At 45.6% G+C, this 13,985-nt stretch carries 15 protein-coding genes; 8 read left to right on the top strand and 7 right to left on the bottom strand.

Annotation, left to right across the window (positions count from 1 at the left end; translation table 11 throughout):
• The first annotated feature begins 72 nt into the window (after positions 1-72).
• Positions 73-246 (top strand): hypothetical protein, encoded by a 174-nt coding sequence (locus F0265_RS08350; protein WP_006959233.1) that lies wholly within the window; start codon positions 73-75, stop codon positions 244-246.
• Here the strand turns inward: F0265_RS08350 and F0265_RS08345 are convergent.
• The 3 genes from F0265_RS08345 to F0265_RS08335 all read right to left on the bottom strand — a co-directional run bounded on the left by F0265_RS08345 (position 243) and on the right by F0265_RS08335 (position 3,766).
• A complete protein-coding gene (locus tag F0265_RS08345) occupies positions 243-1,166 on the bottom strand; it encodes a putative sulfate exporter family transporter (RefSeq protein WP_171748524.1) in 924 nt (307 codons plus the stop codon). The two genes, F0265_RS08350 and F0265_RS08345, sit on opposite strands and share 4 nt — an antisense overlap.
• 110 nt (positions 1,167-1,276) lie before the next feature.
• Positions 1,277-3,148, bottom strand: a complete 1,872-nt coding sequence (locus F0265_RS08340; protein ID WP_038512695.1) for an MFS transporter — start codon at positions 3,146-3,148, stop codon at positions 1,277-1,279.
• Positions 3,149-3,175: 27 nt separating this feature from the next.
• Positions 3,176-3,766: a TetR-like C-terminal domain-containing protein gene (locus F0265_RS08335; protein ID WP_038512692.1), complete on the bottom strand. Its 591-nt coding sequence runs from the start codon at positions 3,764-3,766 to the stop codon at positions 3,176-3,178.
• A gap of 192 nt (positions 3,767-3,958) precedes the next feature.
• Between F0265_RS08335 and F0265_RS08330 the strand changes: the two genes are divergently transcribed.
• On the top strand, positions 3,959-4,843 hold the full coding sequence (locus tag F0265_RS08330; RefSeq protein WP_171748523.1) for a Tim44 domain-containing protein: 885 nt from the start codon (positions 3,959-3,961) through the stop codon (positions 4,841-4,843).
• A gap of 103 nt (positions 4,844-4,946) precedes the next feature.
• The gene (locus F0265_RS08325) at positions 4,947-5,267 is read left to right on the top strand and encodes a DUF1244 domain-containing protein (protein ID WP_038162104.1); all 321 of its coding nucleotides are present in this window, start codon (positions 4,947-4,949) and stop codon (positions 5,265-5,267) included.
• Positions 5,268-5,352: 85 nt separating this feature from the next.
• Here the strand turns inward: F0265_RS08325 and F0265_RS08320 are convergent, their stop codons facing one another.
• Positions 5,353-6,417 (bottom strand): PLP-dependent cysteine synthase family protein, encoded by a 1,065-nt coding sequence (locus F0265_RS08320; RefSeq protein WP_171748522.1) that lies wholly within the window; start codon positions 6,415-6,417, stop codon positions 5,353-5,355.
• Between the two features lie 119 nt (positions 6,418-6,536).
• On the opposite strand from F0265_RS08320, the gene F0265_RS08315 reads away from it, so the two are divergent.
• Both F0265_RS08315 and F0265_RS08310 read left to right on the top strand, forming a co-directional pair.
• Positions 6,537-7,004: an Lrp/AsnC family transcriptional regulator gene (locus F0265_RS08315; protein WP_019277953.1), complete on the top strand. Its 468-nt coding sequence runs from the start codon at positions 6,537-6,539 to the stop codon at positions 7,002-7,004.
• Positions 7,005-7,101: 97 nt separating this feature from the next.
• Positions 7,102-8,127, top strand: coding sequence for a YHYH protein (locus F0265_RS08310; RefSeq protein ID WP_171748521.1), 1,026 nt, complete (start codon positions 7,102-7,104; stop codon positions 8,125-8,127).
• 57 nt (positions 8,128-8,184) lie between these two features.
• Here F0265_RS08310 and bla read toward each other — a convergent pair whose 3' ends face one another.
• Complete coding sequence (gene bla / locus F0265_RS08305) at positions 8,185-9,036, bottom strand: class A beta-lactamase (RefSeq protein ID WP_171748520.1); 852 nt, start codon at positions 9,034-9,036, stop codon at positions 8,185-8,187.
• Between the two features lie 117 nt (positions 9,037-9,153).
• Positions 9,154-10,014 carry an acyl-CoA thioesterase II gene (gene tesB, locus F0265_RS08300; RefSeq protein WP_006959223.1) on the bottom strand — a complete coding sequence of 287 codons (861 nt, stop codon included), beginning with the start codon at positions 10,012-10,014 and terminating at the stop codon, positions 9,154-9,156.
• Between the two features lie 194 nt (positions 10,015-10,208).
• Between tesB and F0265_RS08295 the strand changes: the two genes are divergently transcribed.
• Positions 10,209-10,637 carry a YbaY family lipoprotein gene (locus F0265_RS08295; RefSeq protein WP_171748519.1) on the top strand — a complete coding sequence of 143 codons (429 nt, stop codon included), beginning with the start codon at positions 10,209-10,211 and terminating at the stop codon, positions 10,635-10,637.
• 21 nt (positions 10,638-10,658) lie between these two features.
• On the opposite strand, the gene F0265_RS08290 is transcribed toward F0265_RS08295, so the two are convergent.
• Positions 10,659-10,961 carry an MGMT family protein gene (locus F0265_RS08290; RefSeq protein ID WP_019277957.1) on the bottom strand — a complete coding sequence of 101 codons (303 nt, stop codon included), beginning with the start codon at positions 10,959-10,961 and terminating at the stop codon, positions 10,659-10,661.
• A 50-nt stretch (positions 10,962-11,011) separates the two neighbouring features.
• On the opposite strand from F0265_RS08290, the gene F0265_RS08285 reads away from it, so the two are divergent.
• Positions 11,012-11,752 carry a hypothetical protein gene (locus F0265_RS08285; protein ID WP_171748518.1) on the top strand — a complete coding sequence of 247 codons (741 nt, stop codon included), beginning with the start codon at positions 11,012-11,014 and terminating at the stop codon, positions 11,750-11,752.
• 229 nt (positions 11,753-11,981) lie between these two features.
• Positions 11,982-13,913 carry a GGDEF domain-containing protein gene (locus tag F0265_RS08280; RefSeq protein WP_171748767.1) on the top strand — a complete coding sequence of 644 codons (1,932 nt, stop codon included), beginning with the start codon at positions 11,982-11,984 and terminating at the stop codon, positions 13,911-13,913.
• The last annotated feature ends 72 nt before the right edge of the window (positions 13,914-13,985 follow it).

Raw genomic sequence — 13,985 nt, 5'->3', positions numbered from 1 at the left:
GAATTTATCAAACTTATAACTCTATCTCATAATGCTTTCTGGAATATGAGTATATGGATATAAGAGGCGCTAATGAAAGCCGTCATTGTGTTGGCAATATTGATTCAGATTCTGGTCGCAGTGCAAAGTGAAGGTTTGGTGCGGTCACTGGCTGAGCTATCTGCGTTTCTATTTATCGCCGCTTTGGTCCTAATATACCAACGACAAAAGCGCAGAAAGCTGAAAATCGAGCCTGAAGAACTTTAGCTAAGCGTTAACCATGCTAATGAGCTGGTCGATATAGCAATCCACAGTGTGACACCAAACAGCAATGGCTTAGGTCCAGCAGACTTGAGCTTTTCCACCGAAATTCCGCAGCCAATCAAAAACAAACACACCACTAAAGCTCGCTTAGCAACATCAAAGATTCCCTGATAAATCACCTCAAACTGTGGCAACAGATCGCTGACTGCAATGGCGACGCAATAAAACAAAATGAAGTAGGGGATAGTGATTTTCTTCGAATCACTGCGGAATAAAAAGGCACTGAACAACGCAACCGGAATAATCCAAAGAGCTCGTGCTAGTTTTAAGGTTGTCGCGGTGGTGAGTGCTTCCTCACCGTAGGCGGACGCAGCACCAACGACGGATGAAGTGTCATGAATGGCAATCGCAGCCCATGTACCGAAAGTATGTTGATCGAGATTCAGCGCATGGCCAATCACAGGGAAGATAAACAGAGCAATCGAATTGAGGACAAACACGGTGGCTAAAGAAAGGCCGATTTGCTCATCGTTTGCTTTGATCGCAGGGGAAACCGCAGCGATAGCACTGCCACCACAGATGGCCGTTCCGGAAGAAATCAGATACCCCGTCTCTTTATTTAGGCCAATGGCTTTTGCTACCCACCAGCCTATGATTAAGGTGCCGATAATGGTGGTAACGATAAGGCCTATGCCATCAGAGGTAACTGCAAGGGCATTTTTGAATTGAATGCCAAAGCCCAAGCCGACGATTGAATAAGCCAATAGCTTTTTGGTCACTTTTGCCAGATTAAAATCGTGTGGCACCATGCCCAATGAAGCCAGCAAGAAACCAATCACCAATGCGGTTGGTGAAGTAATCCATGGTGTCAGGCAGATGATCATTGCCAACCAAAATGGCAGTTGCTTTTTAATCGTCGTCATTACACAAAATAGCAATCAAAACAGCTGGTGAGTGTAACCAAATCCAGCCGATAAGTAGAGTTGAATGAATTGAACATACGTTCATATTTAGTGAACGTATGTTCGCAAAGTTATTTCCAGTCACCTCTGAGCTGAGATACTTTATGTTGCATTAACTCAGTGGTTGCCGCTGAGGAATCAACCGGTTGGCCTGCTTCTATCTCTAACTTGGACCAGAATCTGGTAGGCAGCCCGCTGCAAGCTTTACCTTTATAGCGACTAAAGAAGCTACCCCATAGACCTTTAATCGCAATAGGGATCACTGGGACAGGGCTCCGCTTAAGAATGATGTCCATGCCGCGCATAAAGTCATTCATTTCACCATCACTAGTAAGGCGCCCTTCAGGAAAAATACAGACTAAATGACCTTCTTCTAACGCTTGTTCTATCTCACCAAATGCATTGCGAATGGAGCGTCGGTTGGAAGCAGAGATAGGGATCACACCTGCACGCTTAAGAAAACGGCGCAAAGGTGGAAGGTTGGCGTAATCTTCTTCCATAACAAAGCGAATCAATCTCGGGCAAACCGCGCTCAATAGCAGAGCATCCATATAGCTGACGTGATTACAGACAAGCAGCGCCCCGCCTTTTTCAGGCAGGTGGTGCAAGTTTTTGTGTTTAACGCGATACATAGTGTGGGTGAGGACCCAGACGATAAAACGCACGGCGAAAATAGGCACACGTAAGAACAAGGTAATCGCCACGATTAGGTTCATGACCGCGAGTAAAAGAAATAGCTGCGGAATGCTCATTTCTATAATCGCTAGACAGACGATACCGAGTACGGCACTGCCTACCATAAACAGTGAGTTGTAGATGTTGAGCGCTGCAATGACCTGAGCGCGCTCTGTGACTTTGGCACGCTGCTGCATCAATGCATAGAGCGGAACAATAAACACACCACCGGATGCACCCAGCATCAGCAGCGAGATAAATACAGGCCACAGTGGCTGATAAGATACAAAGTCTGTAAAGGTTTCAAATTCTGGCAGACTGGTTGGTACAGACGTTGCCATTAAGAAACCAAAGATAGTGATGCCTAAACTGCCCAGCGGGACGATTCCGATTTCAATGCGATGATTGGATAGTTTGTCACAGGCCAAAGAGCCGAAAGCGATGCCTACAGAAAAAAGTGCCAATAGAAACGAGACCGCACTTTCACTGCCATTAAGATAGATTTTAGTGAAATTGGGGAATTGAGTCAGGTAGGCCGCACCTAAGAACCAGAACCAGCTGATCGCCATCAAGGCTTGGAAAATCGTCTTGTCCGATTTAGCAATGGCAATGGTATTTCGGGTTTGTTTAATTGGCTGCCAGCGGAACTTTAAATCTGGCGCGCTTGCTGGCGCTTCAGGAATTGAACGACTGGCGAGATAACCAAACACTGCAAACAACACGACGCACCCGGCGGCTACGTATTTGGCGCTTTCAGCTGAAGCAATAATACCGGCTCCTAGTGTACCGAGAAGAATCGCGAGAAACGTGCCTGTTTCAACCAGAGCGTTACCTGGTACCAGCTCTTGAGGTTTTAGCTGTTGTGGAAGCAATGCGTATTTGACCGGGCCAAAAAACGCCGATTGTGTCCCCATCAAAAACAGCAGAATAAGAAGAATGATGTAGCTTTCAGTAATGAAGCCGATTGCGCCAAGACACATGATGCCGATTTCGGCCAACTTAACTTTGCGAATGAACCAAGACTTTTCGTATTTATCGGCTAAAACACCAGCGGACGCGGAAAAAAGAAAGAAGGGAAGAATGAATAATCCCGCGGCTAGGTTAATAAACAAGTCACTAGAGATAGGTAGCGCCCCAACTCCAGCAAAAGCAACAAACAACAGTAAAACGTTTTTGAAGATATTGTCGTTGAAAGCACCAAAAAATTGGGTCACGAAATAGGGCAGAAATCGTCTCTGCCCTAAAAGAGAGGTTTGGCTGTTTGGCATGATTATCCCTGTTCCTTTAGGATGCGATTACCAGTTCGCGATATAGTGAGAGAGTAAGTTATTGATGAGCTCTTTGCCGTCAACTGGCTCAGCTGCGAAGAATTTATCGTCGACACTCAGTAGCGTAATTCCATGAACACCAGACCACAGAACGCGGCTGGCTTGCAACACTTCCTTAGATGAACGGTGAGGTGCTAGAACTTGCAGTAGCTGTTCAAGCATGCCAGTCATGTTATCAATACGTTCAGCTTGCCACTCAGGGAGGGTTTCGCCGTTCATATTGTGCTCAAAAATCAGCTGCCAGCGATGAGGGTGGCGCTGAGCAAAATCATGGTAGCAGTAGGCTAGCTCGTAGAGCGCGGTTTTAGGATCTTGGCTCTGTGAGACGACGATTTTTGCTTCTTCAGCCAGTTCATCGAGAGTCTGTGCGACGGCATGGAGTAGCAGCAAGTTGTAATTACCAAACACATTAACTAGCGTGCTCGGCACATAACCGATCATATTAGCGACTTTGCGTAAGCTTAACTCGTGGTAGGAGTTTTCGCTGAGGAAGTCTTTGACAGTGTCGAGAGTGAGAGCGATGAGCTCCTCACGCGTATGATCGTTTCTACGGGCCATGATAAATTTTCAAAAATGAACAACGTTCAATATTCTAATAAGGGTCTTGGCTAAGCGCAACTGGCGAAGTACTAATTTGCAATACTTTGATACATGTATTCGACTTTGGCATATTTCATTCTCTAGATACAAAGGCTACTATTGCTCCATAAGTATAATTCTTACCTTATACAGGAAACCCTAAGGAAAAATATGAAACGACTTTTTTCCCTCGTTGCTTTGCTAATGGTATCTGTTGCTATTACTCCTATCGCAGAAGCGAAGAAGTTTGGTGGCGGTAAGTCATTTGGTAAGAGCTTTAAAACAGCTCCTGCGCCAAAGCAACAACAGCAAAACACAAACACGATTGGTAAAGACCAAGGCGCAAAAACGCAAGGGTCGAGTAAAAAAGGCCTAATGGGCGGATTGCTTGGCGGTCTGTTAGCGGGCGGTCTTTTAGCGGCATTCTTTGGTGGCGCGTTTGAAGGCATCCAGTTCATGGATATCCTGATCATGGGTTTGGTGGCCTTTGTCATCTTCAAATTGATGCGAGGTCTGCTTGGCTCGAAGCAGGGTAGTATGAATCAGCAGAGGCAGCAGCCTGCATTTGGTGGCTCTGCCCCTAAGTTTGAGCAACCTAATGTTCATAACTTCGAACAGCAACAACAGCCTCAGTCTGGCAACCAAGGTGGTTTTGGCTTTGGTGCACAATCTGACATTCCGCACAACTACCCACCGGGTTTTGATCAAGTGGCCTTTATTAATGGTTCACGTGAGCACTACCGAACTCTACAAGGCGCATGGAATCACAACCAGCTTGAAACGATTGAAGAATATGTTTCTCCAAGTTTGTTTGAAGACCTAAAAGCTGAGCGTGCGAAACTGGAAGGTGAGCAGCATACTGATGTGATGTACGTTGATGCAGAAATCGTTCGTGCAGATTATGATGCAAGCAAAGCACAGCTTAGCTTACAGTTTAGCGGCCGCTACCGTGATGCTGTAGAGAATGTTGAAGAGAACATTGAAGATATCTGGCACCTTGAGCGAGACCTAACGGTACCTAACGCTCCATGGTTGATTGTTGGTATTCAAGGTTAAGTAGAATTTTATGATAAACGCCCGAGCCAAGTGCTTGGGCGTTTTTGTATTGGGCCAAGACTTGATAAGATAATTCGATACAGAACAACAATAGGTAAGTAAAGTGGCTGAATTTAAATATAAAAACCTTTCTCAAGAAGAGCAGGACAAACTGGATGCAGCGGTATTTCGCCGTTTGCTGTCTCACCTTGATGAGAATAAAGACGTGCAGAATATTGATCTGATGATTCTTGCGGGGTTCTGCCGTAACTGTTTCAGTAAATGGTATAAAGCTGAAGCGGAAACTCAGGGTTTAGAGTTGGACATTGATGATGCACGTGAGCGTGTTTATGGCATGACTTACGATGAGTGGAAGCAAAACCATCAGCCGAAAGCGACACCTGAGCAACTCGCGGCTTTCGAAGCGCGCCAGAAAAAGAGCTAATCAGAGCCTGCGGCTTTTGGCTTAATATGAAAACGCCACTCAGATGAGTGGCGTTTGAGTTTCCAACTGACGTTGTTATTGTTATTTAGATTTGGCCAGTTGCTTCAAACGTTTCTAATTTCGTTAGATAAGGTTGCAAATCGCCGATGTTTTGTTTGACCCACTCACTATTGTAGTAGGTGTCTAGGTAACGTTCACCACTGTCACACAAAAGTGTCACGATAGAGCCTGTTTCACCACGTGCTTTCATTTCACTTGCTATCTGTAGTACACCGTACAGGTTAGTCCCTGTTGATGCGCCGACTTTACGGCCAAGGATCTTTTCAAGCCAGTGCGCTGTGGCGACTGAAGCGGCATCTGGAATGGTGCGCATCTCATCAATCACGCCTGGAATAAAGCTTGGCTCTACGCGAGGTCGACCAATACCTTCGATCTTACTTCCGCAGTTGCCCTTGAGTTCAGGGTTGCCTGTTTTGAAGAAATCATGGAAGACCGAGTTTTCTGGGTCAACGACGCAAAGTTTAGTCGAGTGTTGCTGATAGCGAATAAAACGGCCAATGGTAGCGGAAGTTCCCCCTGTGCCCGGGCTCATGACCACCCATTTTGGAACAGGGTTATCTTCAAGCTTCATCTGGCTGAAAATGGAATTGGCAATATTGTTGTTTCCACGCCAGTCTGTCGCACGCTCAGCATAGGTGAACTGATCCATGTAATGACCATTGAGCTCTTTCGCTAATCGATGCGATTCTGCGTAGATTTGATCTGAGCGATCAACCAAATGTGCCTGACCACCATAAAACTCTATCTGCTCAATTTTCTTCTTCGCTGTGCACTTCGGCATAACGGCAATAAATGGCAATCCAAGCAGACGAGCAAAATACGCCTCAGAGACCGCGGTGCTGCCTGATGACGATTCAATAATGGTGGTTTCAGAGCCAACCCAACCATTACAAATCGCGTATAGGAAAAGTGAACGCGCTAGACGGTGCTTTAGAGACCCTGTCGGATGTGTACTCTCATCTTTGAGGTAAACGTCGATCCCTTCCACACTTGGCAAATCCAGTTTGATCAAGTGAGTGTCCGCGGAGCGTTGGAAATCAGCCTCAATTTTTCGAATCGCGTTATTAATCCAGTTGTGGTCTGTACACATGGGAATCTCCTTAGCATCGTTATGCTAATAATCTATCTATATAATAGGAGAAATACTTTGCCTAATTGCCTTTAATTTGCTTTATTTGGAGAAAACTTTTCTATCATGAGACGGTGAGTATGGAACTGGATAAAGTGGATCGAAAGATCCTAGCGTTGTTACAACAGGATGGGACTTTGTCGCTCAATGATTTGGCAGAAGCGGTGAACCTGACGACAACGCCATGCTGGAAGCGATTGAAAAAGCTGGAAGAGTCAGGGGTGATTGAAAAGCGCGTCGCTTTGCTCAACCCAGAGAAGCTCGACTTGTCTTTTACCGCCTTTGTTCTGGTGAAAACCTGCGATCACTCCCACGAGTGGTACAGTCAGTTTGTTTCTACAGCCTCAGATTTCCCTGAAGTAATGGAGTTCTATCGTATGGCCGGAGAATACGATTACATGATGAAAGTTCAGGTTAAAGATATGCAGTGTTTTGATAACTTTTACAAAAAGCTGGTTAACTCTGTTGCAGGGATATCCAATGTTACCTCAACCTTTGCGATGGAACCGCTCAAATACACAACTGCACTGCCGATTGGAGAAACGTAAAGAAGTGTATAGACACGTAAAGTCTGGTAAATCAGATTTATAAATTTGGAGGTCTGGCTAATCTCACTAAAAAGCAATTATAAGCGGGGTGAATGAAATGCCAGTCTTAAATCTAGTCTCATATTCTGTGACGGCGGCAATAACGTTGTTGCTGTTTGGTTGTAATAGTGGCGGGGGGGAAAGCTCTGCCACGGCTTCGGGTTCCGGCTCTGACATCACAAATACCTTTTTCACCAACCTTTCCGGTGATTGTCAGCAGTATTTAGGGAGTTTCTTTTCTTCAGTTAATGATATTCAGCGGTCGCTACTGTTTACAGGACAAGTGGATATCTCCTCCAGTGGCACGAAGTGTATTGTGCAGTCGAATGCAATTCCCAATCATGACTTTAACGATGCTACTGCGTCATTTGCAACGAATGTGTCAGAGCAGAGTATTGGTTATGAATTCACAGCTTCTCCGAGAGCCGCCTCCAGTGTAACTGAGCTGAGTCTTGGCACATCAGAAGCGATTTTACTTAATGGCGTAAAAGTGGATTTGCTTGCTGCTGCTTGTTATGGCGTCGGAGATGAAAGAACGGGGTGCGGTCAGGACCAGATTAACAACCCTTGGCGTTATGATCCTATGTCTTCCTTGAATGGCTTTGGTACTGATATCCACAATGCCCATGTACAACCAACAGGCGAGTATCACTATCATGGTAATCCGGTCGCGATGTTTATTCAGGATTGCGCCGGTGGTGAAGCGTCGCCTGTTATTGGCTTTGCTGCCGATGGTTTTCCAGTATACGGAAGTTGCTTTACCGACAGCTCAACAGGCCAAGTAAGAAAGGCGGTTTCAAGCTATCAACTGAAATCTGGAGCTCGTGTTGATGAAGGAAGCTATACCGCACCAGTTGTGGGAGGCAATGTAGCTAGTAGCAACTACGATGGACAGTTTCGCGGGGATTGGGAATATACCGTTGGGTTGGGAGACCTTGATGAATGCAACGGTATGGCGGTAGATGGGCAGTATGGCTACTATGTTACGGACACTTTTCCTTGGGTACTTAACTGTTTTAAAGGCACAACAGATTCGAGCTTTAGTGGTTATAGCACCGAGCGTTCACACGGGCATTCCCATTAGTAATAACTAACAACTTGAATTGAGAAAAAGAAGCCAGTTATGGCTTCTTTTGTGTGTTTACTTCACGGAAAACTGTTCAAACATCAGATTAGCAACTCGATTGATTACGCGGTTTCGCTGCGCCATATCAAGCTGAGTTTGCGTCAGGTAGATACTGAGGATGATTGGTTTGCGCTGTGAGTTCCACACTAGTGCAGTGATACCTCTTGACCCTTGATTGCCCGCTCCTGAGCGGTCGGCGATAGACCAGTCTTGAGGTAAAACGGAACGAATCAGAGGATCCGAAACCTTATTGTTTTTCATCCACGTCAGTAGTTGTTGTTGAGATTCCGGATTCAAACCGTCTTGGAGCAAGAGGGTGTTGAGCAGCTCGACCATCGCACTTGGTGACGTGGTATCTCGCTTGTCTCTAGGTGTGGCCTGATTGAGATCAGGTTCAAATCGATCCAGCCGAGTGACGCTGTCATCCAGACTGCGAACAAACTGTGTAACCTGCTCTGGCCCGCCAATTTGATGCAACACGATATTAGCTGCAGTGTTGTCGCTCATCAGCATAGTGGCTTCACACGCCTTTTGCACAGTGATGTCTTGACCAGTCAACTTCTCAGTAATCGGAGACCAAGTCACCAGCTCGCTTTCTGTGACCGTGGTTGTGGCATTTAAGTTAAGCTTTTTTTGCTTGGCTAAGTGGAGCATGCTGGCACACATGAGTGTCTTAAATGTGCTCATCATTGGAAAACGGTCGTCACCATGATATTGCCATTGGTTATCATTTTGTGTGTCGAGCACGGCAACGCCCAAACGGCCGCCAGATTGCTGCTCAATCAGAGCTATCTGCTTTGTTAGTGAGTCAGCTAGCACTTGCGTAGAGAAAAGAAACAGAATGAGAGTGAGGAGACTTTTTTTCATCGCGATAAACTAAACATAATGCATATGCCAGCATCCTAATCCGATGAGATGCTCAGAGTAAACCTGAATTCTCTGAGCATACAGAAATTTTACATTGGTATAATTGAGAGGGACTGATTACTTGGTAAACCTCATCACACCTTCCTGAACAGCAGAAGCGACCAGATGGCCCTGACGATTGTATATTTCGCCTCGAACTAAACCGCGAGTGTTACTTGAGGTCGGGCTTTCAATAACGTAAAGCAGCCATTCGTCCATCTTAAAAGGTCGGTGGAACCATATGGAATGGTCGATAGTGGCGACTTGGAAATTAGGTGTCATCAGTGATACGCCGTGTGGGTGCAATGCTGTGACCAGAAAACCCCAGTCCGATGCGTAGCCCAGCAGATATTGATGAATTAGCTGGTTGTCCGGCATTTCTCCGTTGGCTTTAATCCACAGATATTGCTTTGGCTCTTCTTTATGTGGTTTCAGTGGATTTACCACAGTTACAGGGCGAGTTTCGATTGGTTTCTCGCCACAGAATGCCACTTTGATTTTCTCAGGCAAAAAGTCTGCGATTCGTTCAGCCAGCTCTGACTCTGAAGCGTAATTCTCTGGGCCCGGAATGTCTGGCATGGTGTTTTGATGCTCAAATCCCGGTGCTTCGCCATGGTAGGACGCGGTGAGGTAGAAAATCGGTCGGCCATTTTGAATCGCTTTGACTCGGCGAGTGCTAAAACTTCTGCCGTCGCGTAGGTTTTCTACATCATAAACAATCGGCTTTTCTGGATCCCCAGGGTAGAGAAAATAGCTATGGAATGAGTGAACCGTTCGATCATCAGCCACTGTGTATCGAGCGGCTGAGAGCGCCTGACCGATCACTTGCCCACCGTAAACCTGAGGTAGGCCTAAGTTCTCACTCTGGCCTCTGAAAAGCCCTTCTTCCAGCTTTTCCAGTTTCAATAATTCCAGAAGTTCGTTGAGTGGCTTGCTCATTCCTGCACCTTTAACAATTTAGTCAATATACGTCTATTTTAAGCACAAACTGATAAGTTAAACAGCTATTTGGCGGTTAAGTGATAAAAATGACCAACGTGTTTAGGTGAGGGGGTATCACGCGGTTAGGAGCATGACAAAGCGAACTTCACTGCATATAATCTTCCGGTATTCCATTGTTTATGTGAGGCTTTATGAAAAAAGCGTTGACGCTGTTTGTTTCCGTTGTGTTGGGTATGACATTGTTTGGTTGCCAATCTCCGCAGAATGGAGAAGGGGGCGTGAAAATGACAGCTGTATCTGGCACCGTCGCTTACCGACAATTCATTGCATTGCCTGACAATGCGCTGGTGACTGTGACGCTGCAAGACATCTCACTCGCTGATGCGCCCGCTACAGTGATAGCAAAACACCGATTTGAAACGGGAGGTACGCAGGTTCCTTTTGAGTTCGAATTAGCGTTTGATCCGAGAAAAATTAAGCCTCATCACACTTATAGCGTCAGTGCGCGAATCGAAGTTGACGGTCAGCTGCGTTTTATCAGTGATACCGTATACCCGGTGATCACCGATCAGAATCAGACCAGTAACGTTGATTTAGTTTTGGTTGGAGTCAGCCATTAATATACATTCTGAGATGGCAGTCTAGGGCTGCCATCGAAACTTTCTCAAGCTCACCTTTCCATCGTTGGTGACTTCAATATCTTCCGCGATCAGCAATTCCCTTTGTCTGACTAAATGCTCACCTTTTAGCGAAATTCTTCCCTGACTATTGATGACCCTAAACCAAGGGAGCTTTGAGTCTTTCGGCAGGTTACCCAATGCCTTTCCGACATGGCGAGCATAGCCCGGATAACCCGCAAGTTTGGCGATTTCTCCGTAAGTGGTTACTTTTCCACACGGAATTTGGTGAATCACCGCAAAGATTTGCGCTAAAAACTGGTCCATAATGATTTTGTCCTAGTTCGATTTTTCCATGGAAGGGATAAGGAGAGGGCATGGTATTTTCTACATTTCAGTTCTTAGTGACAACCTTATTGGCTGTTGTTTGTGCTCGGGCTATCAGTCTGAGTGACGGCGACATTCCTGTTTTGGCTTTGATCATTCCTGCGTTATGGATATTTCCGCAAGGGGGTGTTGTCGGGCTTATTCTGATGGCCGCACTCACGACCTATGGTTTGACGTTGCCATATCAACCAATTGCACTTTCGATTAGTCAGTGGATCTTATTCCCGCTGCTGATGGTGGTGTTTTCCCGACGAAGTAGTTTAGGTGTCTTATTGACCGCCGCACTCATTGTGGTGACATTACAGGTGGGGATTATGGTGACTCAGTCGGGAGGTAAACTTGGCGGAGAGCCGATGATTACCGTTGTGCAGACTTTGTCTGTGATTGTGACATGGTGGGCTGCACGTCATTGGCAGTCTAACAACAAACATAGCTGGTGGGCATTGGGGCTGATTCTACCCTTGTGGATGGCTGACTTATCCTACGCGGCATTGGTTGCGCTATGTGTCACGGGAATATTTGCCTCCATGGAAAGCTTGTCTAAGTTAGAAAGCTTCCGTTGGGGGAAACTGCTGTGCTGGACACTTCCTACGGTTGGATTTGCTGCACTAGTGGTAACGCCAACGGTTGAGGTGCCAAACCCTGTCTTTGTCGTGTGGATTTGCTTACTGGGTACCGCATGGATGACCGACTACATTTTGCGCAGCTCAGACGAGGAAGCAGATTTATAGTTAAAGGTGATAAATTCATTTTAAAATATGCGCTTGGACAATTTCATTATCTATGCCAGAATTGCGCATATTTTAAACATTACTTATTGTGTGGTTGCACTTCTAAGTCACACTGTCTTTTTGAACGTTCTCTATGCCAATAAAACGACGCTTCGGCTGGATAGCTGTATTGCTTTTTGCTATCTGGTTTCTGCCCGTCAAAGCCCAAACTCACAGTTATAAAGTTGCCATGGAAGCAGACGACGTAGTGACGCGCGTTCTGTTTGATGCGGTTGCGTCTAAGTTTCGTCTTAATCTTGAATATGTTTATTACCCTAGTTTTGATGCGATCCTAGACTCAGTGAAAACAGGGGAGAGTGACTTCGCGGCGAACGTGACTTATACCCCGGATAGAGCGCTCTACTTTGATTTCTCTAGCCCAACCAATATTGAGTATACCTACGTTTATAGTGCAACTAATGCGACATTGGATAAGCTCCATACCGTCGGTGTACCGAAAGGCACTATTTATGGTGAGCTGATCCGCAAAGCTTTTCCTGCAATAGCATTGGTTGAGTATTCTGGTCAGTCTGAAGCTCTACAGTTACTCAAACAAGGAACAGTGGATGGAGTGGTTGATGCTATCAATCAGCTCAAGCCTATGTTGCTTGCGGGGTATGATGCGCAGCTGCTCAATCACCAGCTTTCAATTAAGCCTGTTTCCATCGTTTCACTTAAAGGTGCCCACCACCAATTATTGAAAATGATCGAGCACTATGTACATAGCGCTGAAGTTCAAAAGCTTTTACGCGAATCTATCAACCAATATCAATTTGAGATTCGTCAGCAGGCACTGCGACAAGCGGTACTCAATAGTGGTATCAACTTTAATCGTCCGCTCAGAGTAAAAATCGAAAATATCGGTCAATACGCCACTTACCTAAATGATGGTTCTATAGCGGGTATTACTGCCGATATCGTTCTTCAGGCATGTGACATCCTGATGTTGAACTGTAAGCTCGAAAGCACCGCGGACGAATCCTGGGAAAGCATGTATGGTGACTTGATTGCCAAACGTATTGATGTGCTTTCTCCAATTGCTATCTCTGAAGCTCGCAAAGACTTAGTCTACTACAGCGACCCGTATTATCAGCCTGAAGCGATACTAGTTAAGCGCGAAGGCTACAAAGACAATGTATACAGCAATGTCTCTGAGCTGATTGTTGAGCGTATCGGTGTCGTTAAAGATGATTTTTACGAAGAGCTGCTCAGGGGGCTACTTCCTAAGAAGACATTGCTAACGTATGACAGCAGTGAGTCGCAATTGAAGGCGCTGATGAATCATGAAGTCGACTACATTGCGATAAGCCGAGCGAACTTTAATACGCTATTGCGAGAGTCAAAAGATCTACTTCCTTTGACGGAAGACCTGTTGATAGGGGGGTATTACACCTCAGACATTGCGATTGGATTCGCCAAAAATCAAATGGGTGCATCTCTTGCTCCTTTGTTTAGCCGTGCTTTAAAGATGATCGACACTGAACGAATCATAAAACGCTACGACTATCGACCAGACTGGAAAGCCACCCTTCAGGCGGAACAAAGCTTTTCTCGCCAGAGCAGGGCGTTGTTTATGCTGGTATTAGGTTTCTTAGCGATCGTGGCTATTTACCTTCACAGCCAGTCAACCACAGACAACCTAACTCGGCTGAAAAATCGACGTTCAATGCATCGACGTTTTCGTTCTGGTATCAATGCTCATTACACCTTGCTCTATCTGGATATCAACCGGTTCAAGTTTATTAATGATACTTATGGACATGAAATTGGTGACCAAGTCTTAAAAGCCGTCGCTCATCAAATCGAGCTTTATTGGAAAGGGAACAGTTATAGGATTGGTGGGGACGAATTTATATTGGTTGGCCAGCCTGACGAACTAACCCTAAACGCTCTAATCGATAAGCTATCTTCATTGCACTTTGTGTCCGAAGACCATCAGGTTTCTTTGGATGTTTCTGTTGCGATTGGTGTGTCGTGCCCAAGAGATCGCTTTATGACGCTGCAAGAAGTACTGAACGAGGCAGACCAAGCTATGTACGATCATAAACGAGAGAAGCATCGCTGTATAATAAGCCGTCAGTCCAATGAGCAAAATGTTGTCCATTTTAGTAAGGGTGGTTAACGACTAAGCACTTGGCACAAAATCGAAGGTAATATTAAGAATTTCCCTTGAATTACCTGCGGTGATGGCTGA

It is taken from the genome of Vibrio sp. RE88 (genome assembly GCF_013113835.1).
Classification (GTDB): domain Bacteria; phylum Pseudomonadota; class Gammaproteobacteria; order Enterobacterales; family Vibrionaceae; genus Vibrio.
The sequence above is the reverse complement of the archived record's forward strand: the minus strand, read 5'-3'. Positions and strand labels throughout refer to the sequence as shown.